23 protein-coding genes and 1 tRNA gene are annotated in these 24382 nt (G+C 33.6%); 11 read left to right on the forward strand and 13 right to left on the reverse strand.

The window, feature by feature from the left end:
- Nucleotides 1-42: 42 nt before the first annotated feature.
- The 7 genes from NAAC61_RS10930 to NAAC61_RS00480 all read right to left on the reverse strand — a co-directional run bounded on the left by NAAC61_RS10930 (nucleotide 43) and on the right by NAAC61_RS00480 (nucleotide 8167).
- Nucleotides 43-2742, reverse strand: coding sequence for a PD-(D/E)XK nuclease family protein (locus NAAC61_RS10930; protein ID WP_202694912.1), 2700 nt, complete (start codon nucleotides 2740-2742; stop codon nucleotides 43-45).
- Between the two features lie 5 nt (nucleotides 2743-2747).
- Nucleotides 2748-3197, reverse strand: coding sequence for a hypothetical protein (locus NAAC61_RS00455; RefSeq protein ID WP_202694913.1), 450 nt, complete (start codon nucleotides 3195-3197; stop codon nucleotides 2748-2750).
- 130 nt (nucleotides 3198-3327) lie between these two features.
- Nucleotides 3328-4053 (reverse strand): DeoR/GlpR family DNA-binding transcription regulator, encoded by a 726-nt coding sequence (locus tag NAAC61_RS00460; protein ID WP_202694914.1) that lies wholly within the window; start codon nucleotides 4051-4053, stop codon nucleotides 3328-3330.
- Nucleotides 4050-5030, reverse strand: a complete 981-nt coding sequence (locus NAAC61_RS00465; RefSeq protein WP_202694915.1) for a family 43 glycosylhydrolase — start codon at nucleotides 5028-5030, stop codon at nucleotides 4050-4052. Before NAAC61_RS00465 ends, NAAC61_RS00460 begins: the two co-directional genes overlap by 4 nt.
- Nucleotides 5031-5042: 12 nt before the next feature.
- On the reverse strand, nucleotides 5043-5792 hold the full coding sequence (locus tag NAAC61_RS00470) for a carbohydrate ABC transporter permease (RefSeq protein WP_443146875.1): 750 nt from the start codon (nucleotides 5790-5792) through the stop codon (nucleotides 5043-5045).
- A 102-nt stretch (nucleotides 5793-5894) separates the two neighbouring features.
- Nucleotides 5895-6809, reverse strand: a complete 915-nt coding sequence (locus NAAC61_RS00475; RefSeq protein WP_202694917.1) for a carbohydrate ABC transporter permease — start codon at nucleotides 6807-6809, stop codon at nucleotides 5895-5897.
- A gap of 98 nt (nucleotides 6810-6907) precedes the next feature.
- Nucleotides 6908-8167, reverse strand: a complete 1260-nt coding sequence (locus tag NAAC61_RS00480) for an ABC transporter substrate-binding protein (RefSeq protein WP_202694918.1) — start codon at nucleotides 8165-8167, stop codon at nucleotides 6908-6910.
- Between the two features lie 371 nt (nucleotides 8168-8538).
- On the opposite strand from NAAC61_RS00480, the gene NAAC61_RS00485 reads away from it, so the two are divergent.
- Nucleotides 8539-10131 (forward strand): DEAD/DEAH box helicase, encoded by a 1593-nt coding sequence (locus NAAC61_RS00485; RefSeq protein WP_202694919.1) that lies wholly within the window; start codon nucleotides 8539-8541, stop codon nucleotides 10129-10131.
- Nucleotides 10132-10163: 32 nt separating this feature from the next.
- Here NAAC61_RS00485 and NAAC61_RS00490 read toward each other — a convergent pair whose 3' ends face one another.
- Genes NAAC61_RS00490 through NAAC61_RS00500 form a run of 3 tightly spaced genes read right to left on the reverse strand, consistent with a single transcriptional unit; the run spans nucleotide 10164 to nucleotide 12628 of the window.
- Nucleotides 10164-11303 carry an NAD(P)-dependent malic enzyme gene (locus NAAC61_RS00490; RefSeq protein WP_202694920.1) on the reverse strand — a complete coding sequence of 380 codons (1140 nt, stop codon included), beginning with the start codon at nucleotides 11301-11303 and terminating at the stop codon, nucleotides 10164-10166.
- A 19-nt stretch (nucleotides 11304-11322) separates the two neighbouring features.
- Nucleotides 11323-11820 carry a FumA C-terminus/TtdB family hydratase beta subunit gene (locus NAAC61_RS00495; protein WP_202694921.1) on the reverse strand — a complete coding sequence of 166 codons (498 nt, stop codon included), beginning with the start codon at nucleotides 11818-11820 and terminating at the stop codon, nucleotides 11323-11325.
- Entirely contained in the window at nucleotides 11807-12628 is an 822-nt protein-coding gene (locus tag NAAC61_RS00500; RefSeq protein ID WP_202694922.1) for a fumarate hydratase, read from the reverse strand. Before NAAC61_RS00500 ends, NAAC61_RS00495 begins: the two co-directional genes overlap by 14 nt.
- A 317-nt stretch (nucleotides 12629-12945) precedes the next feature.
- Here NAAC61_RS00500 and wrbA point away from each other — a divergent pair, with 317 nt between their 5' ends.
- The 5 genes from wrbA (at nucleotide 12946) to NAAC61_RS00525 (ending at nucleotide 18038) form a co-directional block, all read left to right on the forward strand.
- The gene (wrbA, locus tag NAAC61_RS00505) at nucleotides 12946-13560 is read left to right on the forward strand and encodes an NAD(P)H:quinone oxidoreductase (RefSeq protein ID WP_202694923.1); all 615 of its coding nucleotides are present in this window, start codon (nucleotides 12946-12948) and stop codon (nucleotides 13558-13560) included.
- A 195-nt stretch (nucleotides 13561-13755) separates the two neighbouring features.
- Nucleotides 13756-14409 carry a winged helix-turn-helix transcriptional regulator gene (locus NAAC61_RS00510; RefSeq protein WP_103064945.1) on the forward strand — a complete coding sequence of 218 codons (654 nt, stop codon included), beginning with the start codon at nucleotides 13756-13758 and terminating at the stop codon, nucleotides 14407-14409.
- The gene (locus NAAC61_RS00515; RefSeq protein WP_103064946.1) at nucleotides 14406-15572 is read left to right on the forward strand and encodes a DegT/DnrJ/EryC1/StrS family aminotransferase; all 1167 of its coding nucleotides are present in this window, start codon (nucleotides 14406-14408) and stop codon (nucleotides 15570-15572) included. The genes NAAC61_RS00510 and NAAC61_RS00515 overlap by 4 nt, the downstream gene beginning before the upstream one ends.
- Before the next feature lie 50 nt (nucleotides 15573-15622).
- On the forward strand, nucleotides 15623-16930 hold the full coding sequence (locus tag NAAC61_RS00520) for a nucleotide sugar dehydrogenase (RefSeq protein WP_103064947.1): 1308 nt from the start codon (nucleotides 15623-15625) through the stop codon (nucleotides 16928-16930).
- Nucleotides 16931-16955: 25 nt separating this feature from the next.
- Nucleotides 16956-18038: a Gfo/Idh/MocA family protein gene (locus NAAC61_RS00525; protein WP_103078147.1), complete on the forward strand. Its 1083-nt coding sequence runs from the start codon at nucleotides 16956-16958 to the stop codon at nucleotides 18036-18038.
- 37 nt (nucleotides 18039-18075) lie between these two features.
- Here the strand turns inward: NAAC61_RS00525 and NAAC61_RS00530 are convergent, their stop codons facing one another.
- The 3 genes from NAAC61_RS00530 to NAAC61_RS00540 form a co-directional block, all read right to left on the reverse strand.
- Complete coding sequence (locus tag NAAC61_RS00530; RefSeq protein ID WP_202694924.1) at nucleotides 18076-19143, reverse strand: mandelate racemase/muconate lactonizing enzyme family protein; 1068 nt, start codon at nucleotides 19141-19143, stop codon at nucleotides 18076-18078.
- 22 nt (nucleotides 19144-19165) lie between these two features.
- Nucleotides 19166-20296: a beta-aspartyl-peptidase gene (gene iadA, locus NAAC61_RS00535; protein WP_103898580.1), complete on the reverse strand. Its 1131-nt coding sequence runs from the start codon at nucleotides 20294-20296 to the stop codon at nucleotides 19166-19168.
- Between the two features lie 167 nt (nucleotides 20297-20463).
- A tRNA-Pro gene (locus NAAC61_RS00540) sits at nucleotides 20464-20539 on the reverse strand.
- A gap of 238 nt (nucleotides 20540-20777) precedes the next feature.
- Here NAAC61_RS00540 and NAAC61_RS00545 point away from each other — a divergent pair.
- Genes NAAC61_RS00545 through NAAC61_RS00565 form a run of 5 tightly spaced genes read left to right on the forward strand, consistent with a single transcriptional unit; the run spans nucleotide 20778 to nucleotide 24333 of the window.
- The gene (locus NAAC61_RS00545; protein ID WP_273542550.1) at nucleotides 20778-21236 is read left to right on the forward strand and encodes a FeoA family protein; all 459 of its coding nucleotides are present in this window, start codon (nucleotides 20778-20780) and stop codon (nucleotides 21234-21236) included.
- Between the two features lie 3 nt (nucleotides 21237-21239).
- The gene (locus NAAC61_RS00550; protein WP_103078150.1) at nucleotides 21240-21491 is read left to right on the forward strand and encodes a hypothetical protein; all 252 of its coding nucleotides are present in this window, start codon (nucleotides 21240-21242) and stop codon (nucleotides 21489-21491) included.
- A gap of 17 nt (nucleotides 21492-21508) precedes the next feature.
- Nucleotides 21509-23518, forward strand: a complete 2010-nt coding sequence (gene feoB / locus NAAC61_RS00555; protein ID WP_103064953.1) for a ferrous iron transport protein B — start codon at nucleotides 21509-21511, stop codon at nucleotides 23516-23518.
- Nucleotides 23515-23892: a hypothetical protein gene (locus NAAC61_RS00560; RefSeq protein ID WP_103064954.1), complete on the forward strand. Its 378-nt coding sequence runs from the start codon at nucleotides 23515-23517 to the stop codon at nucleotides 23890-23892. The genes feoB and NAAC61_RS00560 overlap by 4 nt, the downstream gene beginning before the upstream one ends.
- Complete coding sequence (locus NAAC61_RS00565) at nucleotides 23893-24333, forward strand: GatB/YqeY domain-containing protein (protein ID WP_202694926.1); 441 nt, start codon at nucleotides 23893-23895, stop codon at nucleotides 24331-24333.
- Nucleotides 24334-24382: the final 49 nt, after the last annotated feature.

Genomic DNA, 24382 nt, shown 5'->3' on the forward strand with positions numbered 1-24382 from the left:
CGAATTCATCAAGAAGGTATGCGTAGTTACCGTTTAAAAGATCTACCTGTCTATTCTCGATGTTAAGTCTACATCATGAAAATTTCCGATATTTATCTTTGAATTTACCTCCAACTCTGTAGCTATAACTTGAGAATAAGTGAGATCTATACCTTTTTTGAAATGGATATAATTTCGATGTATGTCTTCTATACTATCTAAAATATCTTCTGTTATTATTTCACTTTCCACATCTTTTATAGCTTGATAGGTTTGTAAAAAATCGTCTGTATACTCTTCCCAAATATCTTCAATGATATTTTTTATTTCTTCTTTCAATTCTTCTTTGTTGAGAATTTTTTGGGACATAACTTCATAATTTTTGTATTTGGAAAATATCTCTTTCATCACCCTGTGCTTTATAAGTCCATCGAAAAACTTCCCAAAATCTTTATCTCCATTTAATCGACCTTCTATACCTAGGTAATACTTAAACGGGCAATCCACATAAGTAGTAATTTTTGTATGGCTTAACCGTCCAAGATCGGTATTTTTATACAATTGCCAGCTTGGATTAGTTATCTCTTTTTTTAATCTCTCAATATCAGTGTAGTGTTTACTCTGTAAAAATTCTTTCTTCCCGTTCAATATGTAATAAATAGTAGCTTCTGTATCAGAGAATATATTTTCTGGATCTGTTGGTAGGATCTCTTTTTTAGAGAGAAACTCACTGGAATATTTAACGTTTTTAAAGTTGTTCCTAAACTCTTTTTCGTATGGAGAGGGTAGTATTGGTTCTCCACTTAGTTTAGCGTTTGGATATGTAAATATAATATTATCAGCGAAAATCATGGAGATAAACAAGTTTCTTCTACTAATCTTTTCTGAATGTCTGGCGATTAAGGTCCCTTCGTTACTCATAGATGTGATGAAAGGATTGACCTTTATTGAAGGATAGTTTTCTTCGGTAAAGCCGACAAAATATTTGTATTTTTTCTTTACAAATCTTGAGTCCTCAAGGCTCATTATTTCTACCGTATTATCGTACCTTTCGGATTCTCTATACGTTTCAATTTGAATTAGAGAAGAAAGTATTTTGTAGAACTTTTCAATTCCTAAATTTTTATCTGACTTTAGAATTTTTCCCAAATTTTCTTCAACGTTGAATACTAGTGCTTCGAAGGCTTTTAATGCATTTAATTGACTCTCAATGGGGATTACATCCTCGTATGTTTTCAGTATGTTGAAATGAGATAGGTAAGTATCTATCCATTCTTTCACCAACTCTCTGTAATCAGAAACACTGAAGTACCTTTTTCGATCTTTGCTTTTTTGGATATCTTCTAAAAGAGAAAATATGTTTCCCAGACATTTTTTTAATTCCCTTAAGTCTTTGAGTTCTTCGCTTATCCTTTCTATTTCTTCTGTGCCTTTAAGTTGAGAATTTCTTTTTTCTATTTCTTTCTCAATAGTATTCAGCCATTTTTCTTTTCGGTTTTTGAGTGAGGATTTTTGTATGTCATAGAATAAGTTTAAATGCTTTAGATAATTTTCTATCTGCTCCATTGTCAGCTCAGTTACTCCTCCGTAACCACTTTCAATCATCGCCAAAATATCTTCAACTTCGCAACCTCTGACCAGTGTTTTAATTGGTTGAAGAAGAATCAAAACTATTTGGCTTTCGTTTAACGAAACATCATTTTTGAACCTGTAAGGTATCTTGGCATCTTCCATATAATCCGCCAATAATTTTGCAGTTGAATTATTGGGAACAACGATCCCCAAATCATCAGGCGAAAGATTTTCACTTATCAATCTTCTTTTTATTTCTTTTGTAAGGATTTCTATTTCAGAAACATCGTTGTTCATGGGAAAGATTTCAATATTAGTATTTTCAAAAATCCGTTTTAAACCTTTCCTTTTCGATTGGAACTCAAACCCTTCATTTTTTAAAAAGTTGTGTATGTTAGTTATTGAATCAAAACTTCTGTCTTCTATGTTGACCCAAGTAATAAAATGGACCTCTTCAAAGAGATCAAAGAAAGCTTTAAGTGTTTTATTAACGGCTGGAGAAATATCAAAAAATCCGGAAATAACGACCCTTTTCCCTATATATTTTTTCCCCTCTTCTTTCAATCTGTTAGGTAAAATCTCATAAAACCATTTGTACACACTAACGGGATCGTAATTTCTTTGGTATTTAATAGACATATCGAACTTCGTTTCTAAAATATCTTCGAGTTTTTTTTCTAATTTAGTGTAAAGTATGTACAAATTGGAATTGTTATCTATAGAATCATCAAGCAACTTGTATTCTTCAGAGGATTCAACGATTTTTTCATCTTCAACCCTTGAAATTTCCCATTTTTTCTCGAAAATATCTAATATGTACTCCACTGATTTTTGAGATTTGGATATAACGTTTAGATATTCAGAAAATTCTTCGTCTTTTTTCTCTTCTTCTATTAAATCCATTATCTCATTTTCGATGTATACCTTCAAAAAATCTCTATCCAGTATTACAGATTGTGGTTGGTATGTTTTTAGCGTCTCAGTCACATATTGGTTTATAACCCTGAAGGCATCACGATTTATAGTTTTTTTTGTTTGTGATGCAATATATTCAGCCACTTGCTTCACATAAAAACCAGAAGGCCCTAGAAACAAAAAGTTCAGAGGGTCTTCGTTGTAAAAAGGAAGTATAAGATCTCCAACGTTTTTAAAATGTTCAGGATTTAAGTCAAATAAATAGACCTTTTTCATTTTTTCTACCAGCTTTCTATTTCGTTTCTCACTTCATCGAAGTTGTATTCAAATTTGTAAGTCCTATTTTCTCTTTCGTTCCCAAAGAAATCCTTCTCTATATAATCATAGTTGCCAAGGTTATATTTGTATTCTATTTCAGTATTTGGAGGCATTTTTATAGTTAATTGGTACGTTCCGTCATCCATTTTATCAAACCTATAATTTTCATCTCCCACCAACCAATTGTTGAAGTTTCCCATCATATAAATTGAAGCATCTTCTGGTGTATCTTCTGGAACGGAAGTGATTATAAAAGTGACCTCGAACAAATTTTCATCTTCTTCTGAAAATGAAGGTATTTCTGGGGCTGTTGAGGGAGATGGCTGAGCTGTTGTCGAGGCTTTTTGTGAAGAAAAACCAAAAAGCAAAAGAATTATTGCAAATGGAAGGAGGATTTCTAAAAATCCTTTCAACTCTTTTTCACCTCTTTCATGTTGTAACTCTGTTTTCAGTTAATTATATCATATTTATTATCTTAATCCTCAGCATTCGATCATATTGAATGTCTGTAAAAAAGATTGGTTAAACGGGTGATTAACTCTCTTATATTTCTATTTTTCTATCATCTGTAACTAAAACATAATTTTGTTTCCATTTTTCAACCAAGTTAGCACAGATTTTACTGTATTTGGAATGGTCTGCTAGGATATATGCAACTTTTGCTGATTTTATAATTTTCTTTTTAAAATTTGCTTCACTCAGTTCATGGACATAGAAGCCCTCCTCGTTGAATCCGTTAATTCCCATAAAGGCTTTTTTAAACTTATATTTTTCGAAGTTTTGCTCTAAATCAATAAAGTTCATATTACTGCGGATAAATTCTCCGCCTAAAACGTGTACGTTGATTTCAGTGGAATTAGAAAGGGTGTTTATAATATATAATGAGTTCGTAACTATGTGGCATTTTTTATTAGAGTTGATTAACTCTTCAGTAAAAGCAAGGGTGGTGCTTCCCGCATCGATAAATATTGTGTCATCGTTTTCTACAAATTGAACCGCATACTTTGCAATTTCCAATTTTTCTTTTGAATGTCCTGCAATTTCTTTTTGAAATAGAGGATTAAACCTTTCTTTAGCAATGGCTCCACCATGCGTTCTTTTTATAAGTCCCTCCCTTTCCAAATAATTTAAATCATTTCGAACTGTGGAAAAGGAAACTTTTAATATTTGAGAGAGATCAAAAACTGTGATGCTTCCCTCTTTTTCAAGCAATTGAAGTATTCTTCTTCGCCTTTCTTCTGGAATTAATTTAGTACTATTTGTTTTCATTTAATAAACTCCTCTTTCTCGATAGATATTTCATAATTATTGTACCATATTTTGTAAGGTCCCCTGTGTGAAAATATTGGACATAACTCTGATTCACTTTTTTGCCAAAAAAAGATAAAATTATCGTTTTTTTGCGAAACAATTTGCGTATTGTAGGCAATTTTTTCGATTTGCGGTTTAAACAGTGCTGGTCCATTTGCGGTCTTTGTGTATGGCCCTTTTAAATTTTCGCTTACTAAGAAATAATCTCCAGGAATAGGATCGGATTTTGTTAGTTCCTTGAAGTTATCCGAAAATGAATTAGAACAAAAATGCAAATAATATATGCCATCTTTTTTAATAATATATGGACATTCGGTATTGTCAAACCATTTAGGTATAGATAACGGTTCGAGAATTTTCCAATCTATCAAGTTTTTAGAGGTAGCTATTCCTACAGTTCCTCTTGCTTTGATCTCCCCATCCTTTCTTCTACTACAGAAAAGCATGTAAAAATCAGAACCTTCTTGAAAAACATATGGGTCTCTGAAATGTGTCATACCATCGTAAGAATTAGTTTCATAAAGATTTGGATCTATTCTTAAAAGTGGTTCGTTGTCTGAAATTCTTGTATAGTTTTTGAAGTCAGGGGATTTTGAAGTTATTAATCCTATGAGTTGCTCTTTAGGCTTTTTACTGTTTCTTGAAGTGTAAAATAGATAGTATTCGTTGTTGTAATAAAATGTACTTCCCGTCCAAATAGAGGTATCGTCCCATTTGTTTTGATTTGCGGACAATATAATACCTTCATATTCCCAATTAATTAAATCTCTGCTTTTGGCTAAACCTATTGAAGAATGAAAATGTCTGTCTTCAGGGTCTTTTGTGCTAGGGGATTCTAAAAAATATTTGAACCAACTACCTTCTTTGTCCTTGAAAAACCAGAGATCCCATATGTATTTGTTTTTCAATTTAAAGCATGATGAATTTTTCACCATAAAACATACCTCCTACTTTATTCCCGTGGTAGCAACGCTTTTCACAAACTGGTTTTGTAGGAAAATAAATAATATTATAACTGGAATAGTCATCATCGTAGCAAAAGCCATGATATCTCCCCAGTAGATTGGAGCCTGTCCAAAGAACGTTTGCATTGCAACCGTTAAAGGCCTATATGTGTATCCCCTCGTAACCATCAATGGCCACAAAAAAGAACCCCATTGCATAAGAAAATGAAGAATTGCTACACTTGCCAAAACTGGTCTAGAAAGAGGTAAAACGATTTTCCAATAAATTTTAAACCAACCCGCTCCATCTATTAGAGCTGCTTCTTCCAAATCCTTGGGAAAATTTATGAAAAATTGATAAAGAAGAAAGATATAAAGGGGATTAGCAATAAATGGAATTATTTGAACTTGGTAACTATCCAACCACCCCATTTTGTTAGTTATGAGCAATAAAGGAATAGCAATCGCTTCAAAGGGAATAATAATTAGGGCTACAATTATTGAAACTAGCATTTTTCTACCTTTGAAAGAGAACCTGGCAAGTCCATACGCCATCATGCTGTTCACAATTAAACCTGCAACTATAGTTGTACCAACGATCAACACAGAATTGAATAAGAATCTTTGAAAAGGCATCCGATCAAAAACATCTTTGAAATTTTCTATACTAATCGTAGTGGGGATGAAACCTTTTATTGATGACATTTGATTGACTATGTCTATCTCACTGGGATTAAGAGACACCGAGATCATGTACAAAAGAGGAAATAAAAAAAAAGATGGCAAGAATTATCATTAAAATATAACTAATAATTCTATTAATAATTATCATTCTTTTTCTACTTCTTTGCCTCATCAAAACACCTCTCTTTCCTCTCTCAGGAGAATTCTTTGAATTAAAGAAACCCCTAAAATAATGAGAAAAAATACAACCGTTAAAGAAGATGCATAACCAACGTTTTGCATCCTAAATCCTTGATTATATATATGTAACATTACTGTATATGTGGAATAATTTGGACCACCGCTTGTCATAATGTATACTTGATCGAATAATTTGAAAGCGAGTATTGTGGTAGAGATAATTACAAAGATACTCGTATTTTTTAGTTGGGGAAGAGTGATATATATAAATTGTTTCCATTTGTTTGCCCCATCTATCGTTGCCGCTTCATACAATGACTCGGGAATTTCTTGCAATCCAGCAAGAAATATCAGCATTTGAAAACCTACCCCTTGCCAAACAGATAACAACATTATTGCCGGAAAAGCGATTCTTTCGGTGTTAAGAAAATCTATAGGCTCCCAGTTCCCAAATGTAATGAAAGAAAGGATGGCGTTTATCGTCCCCTGAGGATGATATAAAAATGTCCATATTACTGCAACAACTACCATCGTGGTTACCGTAGGTAAAAAGTATATAGTCCTAAACGTTGTACTCCCCTTTATTTTTTGGTTTACGAGTATCGCTAAAAACAAGGCAAAAATGGTTTGAAGAGGAACAACTATGGCTACAAAATAAAAATTATTTAATAGGGCTTTTCCAAAAAGGTCATCGCCTAACATTCTAACATAATTGCTAAATCCAACAAATCTAGGTGGAATAGGAGAAATTAAACGAGTATTCGTAAAGGATAAATAAAAAGCAAAAAAGAAAGGAACTATTAAAAATATGATCAGTAAAATACTTGCAGGTAATAAAAAAGGTAAAGCCTGTTTAAACCCTCTTTGTTTATAACCTTTTTTAATACTTTTTTCTACTTTTTTCAACTTTATTCACCTCTTTATCCTCTTCTCAATTGAAAAGTTTCCCAACAATTTTAAAAACAGGGTGAGTTTTCTCACCCTGTTCATGAAGTTTGTAACATTTAATATATGGGGTAACCTTGGTTAGATTCGATATCCTGATCTATCACCCTAACTGCTCTGTCCAGAATTTCTTGGACATCTGCACCTCTGATTAAATCTCCTATCATGTCTTGGAACGCTAAAGTAATAGCTGGGTAAGCAGGAGTAACTGGTCGAGGAACGGCTATTGTATTTAATTGTTGAGCATAAATGTTGAGTGGCCCTCCCTCTTTGTATAGCTCAGAAAGTTCAATTGCTGAAAATCTAGATGGGACAGCTCCATTAGCATTGGACATTTTAACAATTTCTTCTGGTTTCAAGAGGAATTCCAAGAATTTCCATGCGGCTTGAGGATTTTTAGAGTTGGTTGTTATTGCCCATGCCCAAGATCCCATACCACTAACATGTTTGAAAAATTTTGGAGCAGGAATTAAAACAAGATCATCTCCCAACGCTGCTTTACCTTGTGGATATTCCCAGTGCCCAGCCCATTCCAATGGGATTTCACCGTTCAAAAATTCTACATTATATCCTGGAGGATTTGAATTGACAAATCCTTGTTCAAACAGAGCCTGTAACCAAGATGCAGCCGCAACAGCTTCAGGACCGTTTAATACTCCTTCTGCACTCATGTAGGTTTCTCTATTTATTAAATCAGCTCCAAATCCTTGGAAAAATGGCGATAATCCGTAAGTGTACCATTCGCCTCTATCGTTGGCTTTAAGGTCTAATGAATAAGTAACTTCTGGTAATTCTTTCAATCTTCTTAGTATATCCATAAATTCGATAAATGTCCAGGCATCTTCTACGTTTTTTGGGATTCTTACATTGGCTTTTTCCAGCAAGGCTTTATTTCCCCACAAGGCTAAACCTGAGTCAAAGGTTCCCAACGCGTATATTTTTCCATTGTAAGTCCCTTGGGCAATAATAGAGGGTAAGAAATCTTGTTTCAACTCTGAGGACATAAATTCATCTAAAGGTCTCAAATAACCCGCCCACGCATAATTTGAAACAAATGGTCCATCCAGATCTAATATATCCGGTAAATCTCCAGCCAAAGCAGCGGCGTTCACTTGATCGTTGTAACTACCTTCGGGCAATTGAACAGCAACAACTTTAACTTCGTTCTGCATGGCATTAAATCGTTTCACTTGATCTTCTATAACTTCTCTTTCTTCACCTCTTCCAGAGTGAAACCACATAGTAATTTCAACTTGACTAAAAACAGAGATACCTAAAACGACTAATAAAACAAATAAAATACTTACCACTTTTTTCATTTTAATGACCTCCCCTTATGAAAATTGTTCTTACTTATAGATCCAAAATTAAAAAACAACAATATTCTACAAAATTCTACAACAAATAACAAAAATTGTCAACTTTCAACAGTTGTGATTATGGGTAATTATATACGATTATTTTCAATTAAAGACAAATAACCCTCATTTTCTTAGTATTTTAAAAATAAATAGGAATAATTTTAGCAAATTGCTGATAATAATACCTAAACCCTTCAGCTCACTGTGAAGATAAAGATTTTTAAGGTAATTGTTATTTAAATTCTTAAACAAATATCATTTGTTCACGAAACTTATGGTATAATCTAAAAGGTTATTTTGGCCCAAAAAAATAAAAAAGGAGTAAAAACATGACAAAATTTCAACAAATGGGCCTTTCTGATAACATACTCAGCGCGATTGATAGAAAAGGGTACGAAGAACCAACTCCTATCCAAGAAAAGGTTATCCCCCTTCTTTTATCTGGTAAGAATAATGTAATCGGTCAGGCTCAAACTGGTACAGGAAAAACTGCAGCATTTGGTATACCTCTAATTGAAAGATTAGACGAAAAAGCAAACGACGTTCAAGCTTTAGTATTAACACCCACGAGAGAGTTAGCTTTGCAGGTTTGTAACGAAATCGACTCATTGAAAGGAAACAAAAGATTGAATCTTCTTCCTGTGTATGGAGGGGTCTCAATTGGAAATCAAATTAGAGCCCTTAAGAGAAGAGTAGATTTAGTAGTAGGTACACCTGGAAGAATAATAGACCATTTGAACAGAGGTACTTTAGATATTACTAAAATCAAGTATTTAGTCATTGATGAAGCCGATGAAATGTTAGATATGGGTTTTATAGAAGATGTGGAGATGATTCTCTCAAAAACTAATAAAGAAAAGCAGATTTTGATGTTTTCAGCCACGATGCCTCAAAGGATTGTTACCCTCGCTAGAAAGCATATGGGGAATTTTGAAACGGTAACAACAGTTCAAGAAAACAAAGAGGACATAACTGTAAAGAAGGCAAAACAAATTTATTACATGATTTCTGAGTCTAATAAAATAGAACTTTTGAGTAGGCTTATAGATATAGACACTAATTTTTACGGTCTTGTATTTACTAAAACAAAAGTCCAATCAGAAGAAATTGCAAATGAATTAATCAAAAAAGGTTACGAAGCAGAAGCTTTAAATGGAGATGTCTCTCAAAATCAAAGAGAAAGAATAATGGATAGATTTAAGAGCAAACGAATAAAAATTTTAATATCCACAGATGTTGCAGCCAGAGGTATAGATATAGACAATCTTAAATACGTGATCAATTATTCTCTTCCACAAAATCCAGAAAATTACATACACCGTATAGGAAGAACTGCGAGGGCTGGGAATGAGGGTACAGCTATTACTTTTGTCACACCAACAGAGTACAGAAGATTTATGTTTATCAAGCATTCTTCAAAAGCCATAATAGAAGAAGCTAAAATACCACAAGCCAAAGATATTGTTAACGCAAAAGTTGAAAAAATAAAAGATGAGATCAAATCTAATCTTGCCAAAGATATAGATCCCATTTATGAAATCTTGGCGGAAACAATCTTAGAAGAAACTGATCAAGAGCCTAGCCAAATAATTGCTTCTATTTTAAAGTATTTTTATGGCGGAATCTTGAAAGAAGAAAATTATAACAAAATAAAGGAAGTTAAAAATTCTTCAAAAAGCAAGGACCAACGATTGTTTGTTGCATTAGGTAGTTCAAGCAAAATGACACCGAAAAAGCTTGCTGAATTCATCGAAAGGGAAACTGGTGTAACCATTAAAAAAATAAAAGATATACAAGTAATGGAAAAATTTTCTTTTGTAACGGTTCCTTCTGAACAAGCTGAAGCAATAATAGAGATATTTAAGCAAAAATCAAATAGAAAAAGACCACTTGTAGTACAAGCTAAGTCCAAAAGAAATTAGAAAGTGAAGTCATAAACGGATTATAGAAACATTTAGTTCGAACTAGAAGCATTTTTAACCGCTTCGTATACGTTTAAATGTAATCTTTTATCATAAGCTTCGGGTAAAATTCTGTTAGGTGTAGGAATACATGAATTTGAAATTGCAAGTATTGCAGAATGGAGCATTTTTTTAGTTATTTTTGATTTTTCCTCTATCGCTCCTTTCATTATTCCTGGAAAGGCTATGAGATTGTTGATTTGGTTAGGATAATCTGATCTGCCAGTTGCCACTATACTTGCCCCGAAGCTTTTTGCTAATATTGGATCTATTTCCGGTAAAGGGTTGGCAAGTGCAAATATTATAGGATTTTTATTCATCTTTTTTACCATCTCTTCGTTCAAAATATTCCCCCTGGATACTCCTATGAACACATCTGCACCAAAAAGAGCATCTGAGAGATCCCCACTTATATTCTCTGGATTCGTTATCTTTGCTAATTCTTGATGATATTCATGTAAACAACTTTCTGGAACATTTTTATTCAAGACCCCATTTTTGTCAACTAAAACAAGATTTATGACCCCAAAATCCATTAAAAACTTGGCTATATTGTATCCCGCTGCCCCTATACCATTAATAACAACTTTAATATTTTTTGCTTCTTTCCCCGTTAATTTCAATGCATTCAACAATCCGGCAGTCACTACGACAGCAGTCCCCTGCTGATCATCATGAAAAACCGGAATATTCATTGTTTTATTCAATTCTTCTAATATTTGAAAACATCTGGGAGCAGAGATGTCTTCTAAGTTTATACCTCCAAAAGAAGGTTCCAAGTTTTTCACAATTGAAACAATTTCTTCTGGATCCTGTGTATTAAGGCAAATTGGGAAGGCATCAAGTTGACCAAAAAGATTAAAAAGCAAGGCTTTACCTTCCATAACAGGAAGCGCACCATATGGGCCTATATTACCAAGCCCTAATACGGCACTCCCGTCTGAAATGATACCAACGGTGTTCCAACGTCTTGTGTATAAAAATGTGTTTTCTGGATCTTTAGAGCATTCTTCTGCAACATCTGCTACACCTGGAGTGTATAGTAGGGATAACGATTCTTTGTTCAAATTGTCAACATTTGAAATTGTCTTGATTTTTCCTCTGAGTATTTTGTGTAATTCTTTTGCGTCCAAGATTAACTCTCCTTAAAAGTTAGAATATCTGACTGCCGTTTGTATCTATTGCCACCATTAAAGGAAAATCCTCCACGTTTATGTTGTAAATAGCTTCGGGGCCTAATTCTGGGAAGGCTAGAATCTTTATATCCTTCACACACTTAGAAAGGTACGCAGCTGCACCACTTGGAGTTATAAAATAAACTCGCTTGTATTTTATACATAACTTTACTGCCAAATCACTTCTTTTTCCCTTTCCAACAGTTCCTAGCACACCTAATTTAAAGATCATTTCAAGATATTTATCCATTCTTTCACTCGTTGTCGGACCTATAGCACCTATCTTAGAGTTCTTTGGAGGATTTGCAGGGCCTGCATAAAATACAATTTTTTCATTTAAATCTACAGGAAGCTGCGAATTTTTTGAAAGTAATTCTAAAAGTTTTTGGTGTGCAGCATCCCTCATAACTATCAATTCACCAGTGTATTGTAAGAGTTCTCCGATTCTTAATTTTTCAATTTCATCTATCTTCAAATTTTATCACACCTTTTCTACAAAGGTAACAATCTAAAGAAACCCCAACCGGAAGTGTTGCAATATGGGTGGGAGCATATTCTACATGTACAGAAAAAACCGAAACCCCTTCTTTTAGTCCTTGAAATCCTATTTTTAAAGTATTTAAATCTTTCAAAAGCGCTTCCTCAAAATCCGCATATACAGGGTTTTGATTTCTTTCTTTGAAACTCTTGGTCAATGCTAATTTGGATAAAACCATTGCTTTATCAGAAGTTCCACCTATTCCTATTCCAACATGTAAAGGCGGACAACCTTTTGCTCCGTTTTCTTTCACATGCCCAATTATTACATCTTTTAATTCTTGGACCCCGATTGATGGCTTTAACATGAACAAGGCTGAGAGATTTTCACTTCCCCCGCCTTTCACCAAAAATTTGATCTCTAAACTCTTCCCAGAGACTTGGAATATGTGTACCACAGGTGGAGTGTTGTTTTTAGTGTTTTTTCTTTCAAAAAGGGGATCACTCACCAGTGAAAATCGGAAGGGATTTTCCGTATATACCTTTTCAACCACCTCACTTAACGTGGAAAATATCGGGTCTTCAAGAATAACTTCGTTCCCTAGAAAAACAAAAAATTCAACAATGCCTGTATCTTGACAGAGGGGTAATTTTTCAGCTTCTGCAATCTTATAATTTTCTTTTAGCGCTTGAGAAAACGGACCATTGTATCCGTCTATGTAAGTTTTTACTTCTGGATTTATCGTTTCATTGACCTGTACTATATGGTTTGATAACTTTTCGAATATTTCACGCTTAGATATCATCTCAAAATTTCAAACTCCTTTTTTATAATCGATTACTCTCTTTAGCGATGCTAATTGTTTAATCTCTAAAGCTTCTATATTATCGTCTATTTTTCCATTTTTTTGAAATTTTAGCAAAAAAATGAAAAATTAAGAATTTTTAAGCTTTTAATTCCTAATCGCCTCTAATCGACTTTAACAATGCGACATCTAATATGATCTAAGGCAATGAAATGCTAACGTGAAATGGCAGATTTATAATATTATTCAAATCTTGTTAATAAATTACTTGTATAATAAAAGGGACTAAATTTATCCTAATTGAAGGAGGACTTTAGATGGCAAAAGTCAACGTTATATTCTACAGTATGTATGGCCATATCTATCAAATGGCTAAAGCCGAAGCGGAAGGCGCAAAAGAAGTAGAAGGAACGGATGTCAAGATCTACAGAGTGCCTGAAACCGTTCCTGAAGATATTCTAATCCAATCTGGAGCTAAAAAGGCACAAGAACAATTTTCACATATTCCAATAGCAAATATGGATTCTCTAGTTGAAGCTGATGCGATAATTTTTGGTACTCCCACCAGATTTGGCATGATGGCGGCGCAAATGAGGCAATTCCTTGATACAACAGGTCCACTTTGGGCAAAGGGAAGTTTGGTTGGAAAAATAGGTAGTGTCTTTACTTCTAGTAGCACTCAACATGGAGGTCAAGAATCTACTATTTTAAATTTTCACACAACGTTATTGCACCATGGAATGATTATTGTTGGAATTCCCTTTACTGAGCCAGATCTGAGCGATGTATCGAATATTCATGGGGGTTCACCGTATGGCGCCTCGGCAATTATCACCCAGAGCGATGAAAATAGACCTAATGAAATAGAACTTAATATTGCCAAAAGTCAGGGAAGAAGAGTAGCTGAAATAGCAAAAAAGCTTTTTGGTTGATATTTTGGAGAATAAACTCAAGGAGTACAATATCGGCTTTAAGAAACTTTTGAAAATTTTTGAAGGCGCACAAATTGTGCGTCTTTATTTTTTTTGAATTTAAAACTTCAATTGACTTTTAAAAAAATAATTGTTATAATTAATTATGATTATTCACTTGGTGTATGAATGAAATGATTAGAGGTGATCTTCCCAATGCTAAATATTCAAAATTACATTTTTTTCAACCCCTCTCCAAACTTTCGAGAAATGATGATCTTAAAGTTAATTTCTCAAGAAAACGATATTTCTCAAGAAACGATGGCGAAAAAAGTAGGGGTTGTCCCATCGATGATAAACAAGTATTTAAAGGATTTTGAAGAGAATGGAAATATTATAAAAAGCGGTGAAAACAAACGTAATATGAGTTATGAACTTACAGAGGCGGGAAAAAAGAGGTTGCAATTTTTAACCCTTAGTTTCGTTGATGAGGTTTCTGAGCTGTACACAGAAACCAAAGACTCCTTCAAAAAAGTTTTTCAAACTCTTAAAAAAGATAATTTAAAGGATATTCTTTTGTATGGTGCAGGGGTTGTTGGAGGGATTGTACTAAAGGTTTTGAAGGATGAAAATATTAATATAATTGGATTTTTGGATGATTCTCCTTCAAAGCAAGGAGATAAGCTTCAAGGAATAGATATTTACCCGCCGGAAAAAGCCAAAGAGTTAACCTATGATGCCCTCATAATAGCTTCGTTCAGGAAGTCAGAAAAAATATTGGAAAAGGCAACGGAAAGAAATTTGGAAAAATTGTACGTTTTTAAGATAGATGAGGAAGGCAATATTTCTTTGGAGGGGGATATGAAATGAAAGATAAGATGGAGGTTCCTCTTTTTGATTTAACAAGGCAATATGAAAAATTGAGAAAAGATGTTCTGAAGAAGTTGGATGCTGTTTTCACTTCTGGAAACGTGGTTATGGGAAGTAATGTAAAAGCCTTAGAAGAGGAAATTGCGAAGTATATAAACGTAAAGTATGCTATCGGTGTTGCCAATGGTTCTGATGCCCTAAGAATATCGGTTCAAGCTCTGGGTATAAAAGAAGGGGATTATGTCATCACCACACCATATACTTTTTTTGCAACTGCAAGTGCAATTGTACTGAATGGAGCCACTCCTATATTCGTGGATGTAGAAGATAAATACTACAACCTTGATTTGGATAAAGTCGAAGATTTGCTTGAAAATCATCCGGAAAAAGAAAAAATTAAAGCAATTATTCCTGTACACCTTTTTGGAAAAACCGTTGATTTAGAGAGATTGGAAAAAATAAGAGAGAATTACAACGTAAAAATCATAGAAGATGCCGCTCAATCTATTGGGTCTGTATGGCAGTATAAGAATGGCGAAAGAAAATTTAGTGGTAGTATAGGAGATTTGGGTATTTTTTCTTTCTTCCCAACAAAAAATCTGGGTGGTTATGGTGATGGTGGAATGGTTGTTACAAACGACGCGGATTTGGCAGATAGGGTCAGAAAACTAAGAGTCCATGGTGCAGCAAAAAAATATTATCACGATGAAGTTGGTTACAATTCAAGATTAGACGAAGTTCAAGCCTCAATATTGAGAATAAAACTAAACAATTTAGATGAATACATTGATAAAAGAATAAAAAAGGCAAAAAATTATGAAGAATTATTTGAATTACATAACCTCAACGAAGATTTAAGTTATCCTGCTTATTTTAATGATAGAACCCATGTTTATCACCAATACGTTGTTACTTTGAATAACCCCAAAGATAGGGATAAATTGAAGAAATTTTTAGAAAATAAAGGCGTTGGAACATCGATATACTATCCCCTGGGTTTGCACCTTCAAAAGTGTTTTGAGAACTTGGGTTATAAAGAAGGGAACTTCCCTGTAGCTGAAAAGGCATCTAAATCGACGATAGCTTTGCCGATGTTTCCAGAGCTCACCAAAAAAGAGCAGGAATACGTAGTTAAATGTATTAAAGAGTTTTTTTCAAAATAGTTTTAGAATTCATAAAAACAGTGTTATTTTAGAAAGGGGAGGACTGAAAAATGGCATTACTAGACAAAATAAAAGATAAAACGGCAAAGGTAGGGGTAATAGGTTTAGGTTATGTGGGTTTACCTCTTGCGGTAGAAAAGGCAAAGGCAGGGTACCATGTTTTAGGGTTCGATATTCAAAAAGAAAAGGTTGAAAAGGTCAACAAAGGAATAAATTATATTGGAGATATTGTAAATTCAGAGTTAGAAAAGCTAGTTGAAGATGGTTATCTAAGCGCCACAACTGATTATGATAGAATAAGGGAATGCGATTGTGTTATGATATGTGTTCCAACTCCTTTGAATAAATACAAACAACCTGATTTAAGTTTTGTTGTTGATTCAACAAAAGAGGTAGCAAAAAGGCTTCACCCAGAAATGTTGATTGTTTTAGAAAGCACTACATATCCAGGAACCACCGAAGAAGTAATTCTGCCATTATTACAAGAATATGGGTTTAAGGTTGGAAAAGATTTTTATTTAGCTTTTAGCCCAGAGAGGGTAGATCCAGGAAATTTGATTTACAAGACCAAAAATACACCAAAAGTAGTCGGTGGAGTTACCGAAAAATGTACTTTACATGCAAAAACCCTCTATGAAAACGTATTAAACGCTGGTGTTTTCACCGTATCGTCCCCTAAGGAAGCAGAGATGTCAAAAATTCTGGAAAATACCTTTAGAATAGTGAATATTGGTCTCATCAATGAAATGGCTATTTTAGCAAAGAAAATGGGAATAAATATCTGGCAGGTAATAGACGCAGCTGCTACAAAGCCTTTTGGGTTCATGCCTTTTTATCCCGGACCAGGTGTGGGCGGCCATTGTATTCCAATAGATCCTTTTTATTTAACGTATAAAGCTAGAGAGTTTGACTATCACACAAGGATAATAGAATTGGCAGGGGAAATAAACGATTATATGCCCGAGTACGTAATCGAAAGACTAATGGACATTTTAAACGAAAATAAAAAGTGTTTGAATGGTTCCAAAATATTGATGTTAGGGGTGAGTTATAAAAACGATATCGACGATTTAAGAGAGTCTCCTGCGTTGAAAATTCTGGAGCTTTTAGAAAAAAAGGGAGCAGAAGTGAAAATTCATGATCCTTATATAAAAAATTTTTCTCACAAAGGAATAGAGTATAAAACGGTAGATTTAACAAAAGAATTGTTAGAGGAATCAGATGCGGTCTTAATTACTACCGGACATAAAAAGGTGGATTACAATTTTGTTTTGGAAAATGCCGATATAGTTTTTGATACAAAAAATATCACAAAAGGACTTAGAGAGAAGTATCCAGAAAAAGTTTCTCTATTATAAAAAGTTTAAAAGTAGGTGATATTCCGTGCTTAAATTGGCTGTAATAGGTTGTGGAAGAATTGCTCAAAAAAAACACACAGAAGCGATCATAAAAAATTCTGATATTATTGAAAACGTGGCTGTTTGCGATTTAAAAGAAGAAAGAGCAAAACAATTTGCCAGTAAGGTAGAAAATTCTGGATTAAACAAACCAGAAATATACACGGATTACAGTAAATTATTGAAAAGAACCGATATAGATGCCGTGGCAATAGCCACCGAAAGTGGAAATCACTATGAAATCACCATGGAAGCCCTGCAAAACAACAAACATGTGTTAGTGGAAAAACCAATGGCCCTATCAACAAAACATATGAACGAGATGATAGAGTTTGCAAAAAGGAAAAATTTAAAGTTAGGGGTTTGTTTTCAAAATCGGTTCAATCCACCTATACAAGAATTAAGAAAAAAAATTACAACAGATTCATTTGGAAGGATTCTCCATGGTCAAGCTTCCATTAGGTGGAATAGAAACGAAGAATATTATAAGCAGGCAAAATGGAGGGGCACTTGGGAATACGACGGGGGCACGTTGATGAACCAATGTACGCACAATATAGACTTGCTATTGTGGAATATGGGCTCTGAAATAGATGAAATATACGGTGTTATTAAGAACTTCACGCATCCTTATATAGAAGCCGAGGATTTTGGAGGGGCAATAGTAAAATTTAAAAACGGTTCTGTAGGAATTATAGAAGGATCAGCAAATATATATCCAAAAAACTTGGAAGAAACTCTATCGATATTTGGAGAAAAAGGCACAGTGGTTATCGGTGGCTTAGCGGTGAATAAGATAAAACATTGGAGATTTGAAGGAGAAGATGGACATCCATTTCAAAATCTCCCAGATCCTGATACGGTTTATGGGAGCGGGCACATTCCACTTTACAGAGATTTTTATCAATCGATAGAAGAAGATCGAGATCCCTTTATTAACGGTGAAGAAGGGAAAAAGGCTGTAGAAGCTGTTTTAGGAATTTACAAGTCTGCCCTTTTGGACAGACCTGTGAAATTTCCAATCGATTTTTCAACGTTAGAAATGGAGGGGGATATACAGTCAATCTAGATCTTGTCACAATCAAGATCTACCCCCCTCTTCTTTTTCACATATTGATTTCTATTCCTAAACCAGGTTTGTCCGAAAGAATTATTGTATCTCCTTTTACTTCAAATCCTCCTTTTATTCCTTCGAATTCTTCATAATACATGAAAGAATCTAAATCAGCATCTGTTATATTTCTTTTAGCTGCAACTAAGCTTGCTCCCGCAGTAAGGGCCACCTTTGTTTCTACCATACATCCAACCATACAATTAATTCCAGCAGATTCTGCAATTGCGTCAATCTTTTCAGCTTCGTAAAGCCCTCCACTTTTCATCAGTTTTATGTTGATCATATCGGCACTATCTTTTTTCATTGCATGTATTGCATCATGAGCGTTATGAATTGATTCATCTAAAATTATCTTCATATCAGCCTTTTTTCGCAAAAGTGCAGACCCATCAAAATCCCAATCGGCTAACGGCTGTTCAACGGCTTCAACGTTGTAATTTTCCATCATCTTGATTGCGGTTAACGTATCGTGTACATTCCATCCCTGGTTGGCATCTATTTTCAATCTTACTTTATCTCCCACGCTATTTCTTATTAGCCTGATAGCTTCAACGTCTTTTTTAAGATCAACGCCAGTTTTGATTTTTAATATATTAAATCCTTTATCTACGCTCTCTTTGGCTTCATTTGCCATTTCTTGTGGCGCACCAATCCCTATCGTAATATCTGTCTGTACTTTGTTTTCAAATCCACCAAGAAGCTTATAAAGAGGTTCTTGCATCACTTTTCCTTTTATATCGTAGAGAGCGATATCAACCGCTGCTTTTGCTGCTGTATTTCCTGCGATTGCTTTGTTCAATATATAATGGATTCTTTCTATAGCGAGTGGATCCTGTCCTATTAATATTTCTTTGAATGTTTTAAGAACAAATGTTACACTATCGATGCTTTCCCCCGTTACCGAACGAGAAGGAGTAGCTTCTCCAAAACCGTAGTATCCTTCATCAGTAGTTATTTTTACAAGCACCGATTCACAATACTCCGTTGCTCCTCGCGAAATAACAAAAGGTTTTTTGAGTTTAATTTTGATTTTTTCAAATTTTAAATCTGTTATTTTCATTTCTCTGCCCTCCATTAGATTTTTAAATGGTGCGACCCTTTACCATAACTTTTTTTATTTCCAGAGTACTTTTATCTAAGAACACTATATCTGCATCAAAGTTTTCATTTATTTGGCCTTTGTTTTCTAATTTAAGAAAATTAGCAGGATTGATAGTGATAACCTTCAAAGCTTCTTCTAAAGGGATATCTTCTTGTATTACACAATCCTTAACCTCTTCAAAGAGTGTAGCTACATCCGCAACTGTTAAACCTAAATAATTCCCTTTGTCATCGAACTGTGGTAAACTCCCCTGTCCATCGGATGAGAATGATATATTGTCAATATTTACCCCATCTTCCAACAAAAGTTTCAAGGCTTTAGATGGTTTTGATGGATCCTCTTTGTCTTTCTTTTTTGACGAACTAGTTGTGAAATCTATCCTTCCACCCATTTCTATAAAATTTTTACATGTTTTAAGAGCTTTTTCTCCCTTGTTCATGTGAGTTGGAAGGAACTGTGTAATAGGTAATTCTGAATTTTCAACAACATCTATCAATATCTGAATGAATTTTTCTCCTCTTCCAACATGAATATTTACTATCCCTGCCTTTTTTGATAAAATTCCACCCACTCGAGCTTCTGAAGTTAATCTTATCAGTTCTTCTAAGGTTGGTTGGGAACCTCTATGGTCTGAAATAGCGACTTCTCCAACACCTATTATTTCTTCAATGAAAACCAAATCGTCTATAATTCTGCCGGTAAAAGTTTTTATAGGAAAATGATAAGAACCCGTATACGTGTAGCAGCTTATTCCTTCTTGTTTTAATGCTTTTGCTTTTGCGATTAAGTTTTGCATACTTCGAGTTGCGTTGTCGGTTCCCAAAACACCTACTACGGTAGTAATTCCAGAACTTACTATCTTAGAAGCAAATATCTCTGGGGTTCTTGTGTTGTATCCTCCTTCTCCACCTCCTCCTGCTATATGAACGTGAGAGTCTATAAAACCTGGAACTACTATATAATCCTCAGCATCGATAATCTCAACTTTAAGATTAGAATTTAATTCTATCGAATCGACTAGTTCTAAGATTTTTTCTCCACCAATTAATATATCTTTTTTCCCTAAAGCTTTCGGTGAGTAAACCGTTGCATTCTTTATGAGGGTAAGCAAAATTCTTCTTCTCCTTTTCTATGATTATAATTTTTATTTCAATCATGCCATAGAAATATTATAAAGTCAAGTTAACGCATTCTACCAATAATTTTTAAATAAAAAACAAAAAGCTCAAAAATCCGAAAAAAGATTTTTGAGCTTTCAAAGAAAGAAAAGTTTGGTAATGGTCGGGACGACTGGACTTGAACCAGCGACCTTTGGTTCCCGAAACCAACGCGCTACCAACTGCGCTACGCCCCGAATTCTTATTATTCCATAATTGATTTTATCATATTTTTGAATCGAAGTGAAGACTAATAAAAAATTGAGAAATAATAAATTGTCTAATAATATCAGTGAAGTTGCTACAAACCATATATCCGTATATAATTTAACTATTACGTTATAATAATTCATTTTATTGTTAATTTTAGGCACAGCTAACTCTTTTAAAAAATGTTATAATTGATATGAAATAACTGAAAGAGGTGATTATAATTTGCTAATTCCTTTACACAACCTGTTTATTGGACAAAAGGGAAAGATAATGAGTTTAAACATTGAAGAAGTAAGTACTAAAAATCGTCTTATCGCAATGGGAATTACTCCAGGTAAATTTATAGAATTAGCCCATGTTTCTCCTTTTGGGGATCCTTTAGTATTTAAAATTGGCGAAAAAAAAGTAGTTTTAAGAAGGAGCGAAGCTTCTAGGATCATTGTAGATGTTCCTTACAAAGTATTCAACCTTTTGGAAAGTGAAATTGGGAAATATGAAATTATCGATATTAAAGGCGGAAGGAATTTTGTAGAAGAAATGAAAAGTATGGGGTTGTATAAAGGAGTTAATATTAATTTAGTTAATAAGCTTGGGAATAGGATAATTATAGATGTTGATGGGAAAAAATACGAATTGGGCAGGGGAAGAGCTTCCAAGATATTTTGTAAAAAGGTGGAATAATTAATGAATATATCGCTTATAGAAGAATACGTAAGAAATAATAAAGAAGTAGATATTTTGGAATTAAAAGAGAAATTTCACTTAAATCAAAGTGAAACTAATATTTTGATTCCTTTTTTAAGAATAATGGATGTTGAAATTAAAAAAATAAATAAAATAGAACCTGTATGTAAAAGTTGTCCATTGTCAGATAAATGTGGAAAAGGCCTGTTAAATAACTGTTATTATAATAATAACTCTACAAAACAAATTTAATACAGGGAGGAGCTTGAATGAGCAAGGATACCCTCAAAGATAACGTTGAAACCGTTGACAAGGAAGCTGAGATTTCAATAATTGGAAATCCTAACGTTGGAAAGACTTCTCTATTCAACCTTTTAACGGGCACAAAACAATATGTTGCCAATTGGCCAGGGGTTACAGTAGAGAAGAAAATAGGAAGTTTTAAGTATAAAGGTAAAACCTTTAAATTAGTTGATCTTCCAGGTGTTTACACCCTTTCAGCTAAAAGTGAAGATGAAAGAGTTGCTAAAGATTACTTAATAAGTAATACTTCAGAGATAGTAATTGTCGTAGCAGATGCCTTGAACTTGGAAAGTTCTATGTTTTTATTGTTTCAACTTATAGAAATAGGCGTGAAGACTATTTTGGTTATAAACTCCGTAGATGAAGCTCGAGAAAAAGGACGAATCATCGATCCATCCCCTATTTCCAAAACTTTAAACATCCCTGTCATATTGACTTCCGCCAAGACAGGTGAAGGTAAGGAAGAACTTTTAGAAGAAGCATATAAGCTTTCAAAAGAAAAAAATCTTACAAAAAAGAAAATAATGTATCCAGAAGAAATAGAGAATTTTATCAATTTTTTTCAAGACAAAGTTTCAAAGTATCCTAAAATAAGTTCAAAATATCAAAATTATATAGATAGTAGTTGGTTACCAATATATTTTTTAGAGTTTGGAAGTGAAGATTTAGAACTTCCCCAAGATTTTTTGACTGAGTTAAAAGAAAATTTTGATATAGAAGATCTTAAAAACAAATATTTAAATTGGAAGTTTAATTTCATTTCTTATCTAGTTAGTTCTTCGATAATAAAAGAGGGTATAGACTGGTCTTTGAGAGATATTTTAGACCACGTTTTTACACATAAGATTTTGGGAATATTGATATATGTTTTTGCTTTGTTTGCAGTGTTTTCTCTAACATTCAGCCTCGCTCAACCGTTATCGGATTTGCTGGATTCGGCTTTTACTTTTTTGGGTAATTCTATCAGCGAATTTGTAACTATTCCTTGGTTGGAATCACTACTAGTTGATGGGGTTATAGCTGGCGTTGGTGGTGTTTTAGTTTTTATTCCACAGATTTTTATCTTATTTTTCTTCTTAGGATTCTTGGAAGAATCGGGATATTTACCAAGGGCGGCCTTTTTAGTTGACAGAATTGCCAGGAATTTTGGATTAAGTGGTAGATCTTTTATGTCTATTATTTTAGGTTTTGGTTGTAACGTTCCAGCCATTATCTCTACTAAAACGATTGCCAATAAAAAAGAAAGATTGGCTTTAATTCTTAGCCTTCCCTTTGCATCGTGTAGTGCAAGGTTACCCGTTTACATTCTTTTAATAAGTGCATTCTTTTCAACACATGCAGCCACTATAATGCTGCTAGTCTATTTATCGAGTATAGCGTTAGTCTTAATATCCTCAAAATTTTTACAAAGATTCATTACCCAATCAGAAGATATCCCCTTCATCATAGAACTGCCGAGGTTTAGGATGCCTACTTTAAAAAATTTATCCATTTATACATGGAACAGAGGAAAGCACTTTTTACAAAAAGCTGGAGGCATAATTTTAATAGCCACCGTACTAATTTGGCTTTTATCTTTCTTCCCTAATTTTGGAACAGATATAAACAGTAGTTTTGCCGCTTCTATAGGGAGAGTGTTTGAACCTTTAACCAATCACTTGGGATGGGATTGGAGAATAAACACCGGCTTGATTTTTGGTGTCGCTGCAAAAGAAATAGTTGTGTCTTCCTATGCCACAATTTTTAATGTTGGAGAAGGCTCTTTAACCTATGCCTTACAAAATGCATTAACCCCAGCATCTGCTTTAGCACTCATATTCTTCGTTATGGCTTATATTCCTTGTTTTGCAACGTTAGCCACGATTAAAGCGGAGACAAATGGGTGGAAATGGGCTATTTTTAGTTTTATTTACACCACTGTCGTTGCTTATCTTATAGCTAATTTGGTGTTTTTTGTGGGAGGTATTTTCCTATGAAGCACAAAAACTTGACACTTTCTTTGATAGCAATATTATCGATTATTTTCATGTTGCTAAATATACAGAAAAACTTTTTCTACGTCTTTTCTTTTTTTGTTATATTCTTAATTTCGATCTACGGTTTTTCTAATGATAATAGAATATGGTATCATAAATCTGCTCATATAATAGTTTCTTCTTTTATCGGTCTATTTCTTTTAGCTTATGAAATCTTGGATATTTTGTTCACTATGCTTGCGGGTGAATTTTCTGAAATAAATTTAAATATTTATGTTATAATCTTTGGTATACTAAGCATAATCATATTCTTTTTAGAATTGAGGTATCTAAGAAAAAAAAGAAATGAAGCATTGAATAAGGAGGAACGATAAATGTTAAAAGATATATTAAATAATGATTTAAAAAAATATATGAAAGAAAAAAATACCCTTGCTTTAAATGCGGTTAGATCGATAATATCAGAGATTAAGAATAAAGAGGTTGAAAAAGGTTCTGAATTAACAGAGGAAGAAATAGTCCAGTTGATAAAAAAACAAATAAAAATGAGAGAAGATTCCATTGAACAATTCGAAAAAGCAGATAGGAAAGATCTTGCTGAAAAAGAAAGAAAAGAAGTTGAGATCTTGCAAGATTACCTTCCTGAGCAGCTTTCTGACGAAGAATTGAGAAAAATAATAGAAGAAACTATAAACGAAGTTAATGCAACATCAAAAAAAGATTTTGGCAAAGTTATGAAATTAGTAATTCAAAAGGTTCAAGGAAGGGCCGATGGAAAGAAAATAAGTGAAATACTGTCGACACTTTTAAATTAACATATAACTAATATGTGATATAATAATATTAGAAAGAATTTCTTTGGAG

This window comes from Petrotoga sp. 8T1HF07.NaAc.6.1, assembly GCF_016772115.1.
Taxonomy (GTDB): Bacteria; Thermotogota; Thermotogae; order Petrotogales; family Petrotogaceae; genus Petrotoga; species Petrotoga mobilis.

What these genes read in the sequence shown, in the direction of transcription:
- NAAC61_RS00550 (WP_103078150.1), top strand. Translation starts at nt 21,240, where the DNA reads ATGAATATATCGCTTATAGAAGAATACGTAAGAAATAATAAAGAAGTA.
- NAAC61_RS00565 (WP_202694926.1), top strand. Translation starts at nt 23,893, where the DNA reads ATGTTAAAAGATATATTAAATAATGATTTAAAAAAATATATGAAAGAA.
- NAAC61_RS00530 (WP_202694924.1), bottom strand. Translation starts at nt 19,143, where the DNA reads ATGAAAATAACAGATTTAAAATTTGAAAAAATCAAAATTAAACTCAAA.
- feoB (WP_103064953.1), top strand. Translation starts at nt 21,509, where the DNA reads ATGAGCAAGGATACCCTCAAAGATAACGTTGAAACCGTTGACAAGGAA.
- NAAC61_RS00485 (WP_202694919.1), top strand. Translation starts at nt 8,539, where the DNA reads ATGACAAAATTTCAACAAATGGGCCTTTCTGATAACATACTCAGCGCG.
- NAAC61_RS10930 (WP_202694912.1), bottom strand. Translation starts at nt 2,742, where the DNA reads ATGAAAAAGGTCTATTTATTTGACTTAAATCCTGAACATTTTAAAAAC.
- NAAC61_RS00465 (WP_202694915.1), bottom strand. Translation starts at nt 5,030, where the DNA reads ATGGTGAAAAATTCATCATGCTTTAAATTGAAAAACAAATACATATGG.
- wrbA (WP_202694923.1), top strand. Translation starts at nt 12,946, where the DNA reads ATGGCAAAAGTCAACGTTATATTCTACAGTATGTATGGCCATATCTAT.
- NAAC61_RS00500 (WP_202694922.1), bottom strand. Translation starts at nt 12,628, where the DNA reads ATGATATCTAAGCGTGAAATATTCGAAAAGTTATCAAACCATATAGTA.
- NAAC61_RS00515 (WP_103064946.1), top strand. Translation starts at nt 14,406, where the DNA reads ATGAAAGATAAGATGGAGGTTCCTCTTTTTGATTTAACAAGGCAATAT.
- NAAC61_RS00470 (WP_443146875.1), bottom strand. Translation starts at nt 5,792, where the DNA reads ATGATCTCGGTGTCTCTTAATCCCAGTGAGATAGACATAGTCAATCAA.
- NAAC61_RS00460 (WP_202694914.1), bottom strand. Translation starts at nt 4,053, where the DNA reads ATGAAAACAAATAGTACTAAATTAATTCCAGAAGAAAGGCGAAGAAGA.
- NAAC61_RS00510 (WP_103064945.1), top strand. Translation starts at nt 13,756, where the DNA reads ATGCTAAATATTCAAAATTACATTTTTTTCAACCCCTCTCCAAACTTT.
- NAAC61_RS00480 (WP_202694918.1), bottom strand. Translation starts at nt 8,167, where the DNA reads ATGAAAAAAGTGGTAAGTATTTTATTTGTTTTATTAGTCGTTTTAGGT.
- NAAC61_RS00560 (WP_103064954.1), top strand. Translation starts at nt 23,515, where the DNA reads ATGAAGCACAAAAACTTGACACTTTCTTTGATAGCAATATTATCGATT.
- NAAC61_RS00520 (WP_103064947.1), top strand. Translation starts at nt 15,623, where the DNA reads ATGGCATTACTAGACAAAATAAAAGATAAAACGGCAAAGGTAGGGGTA.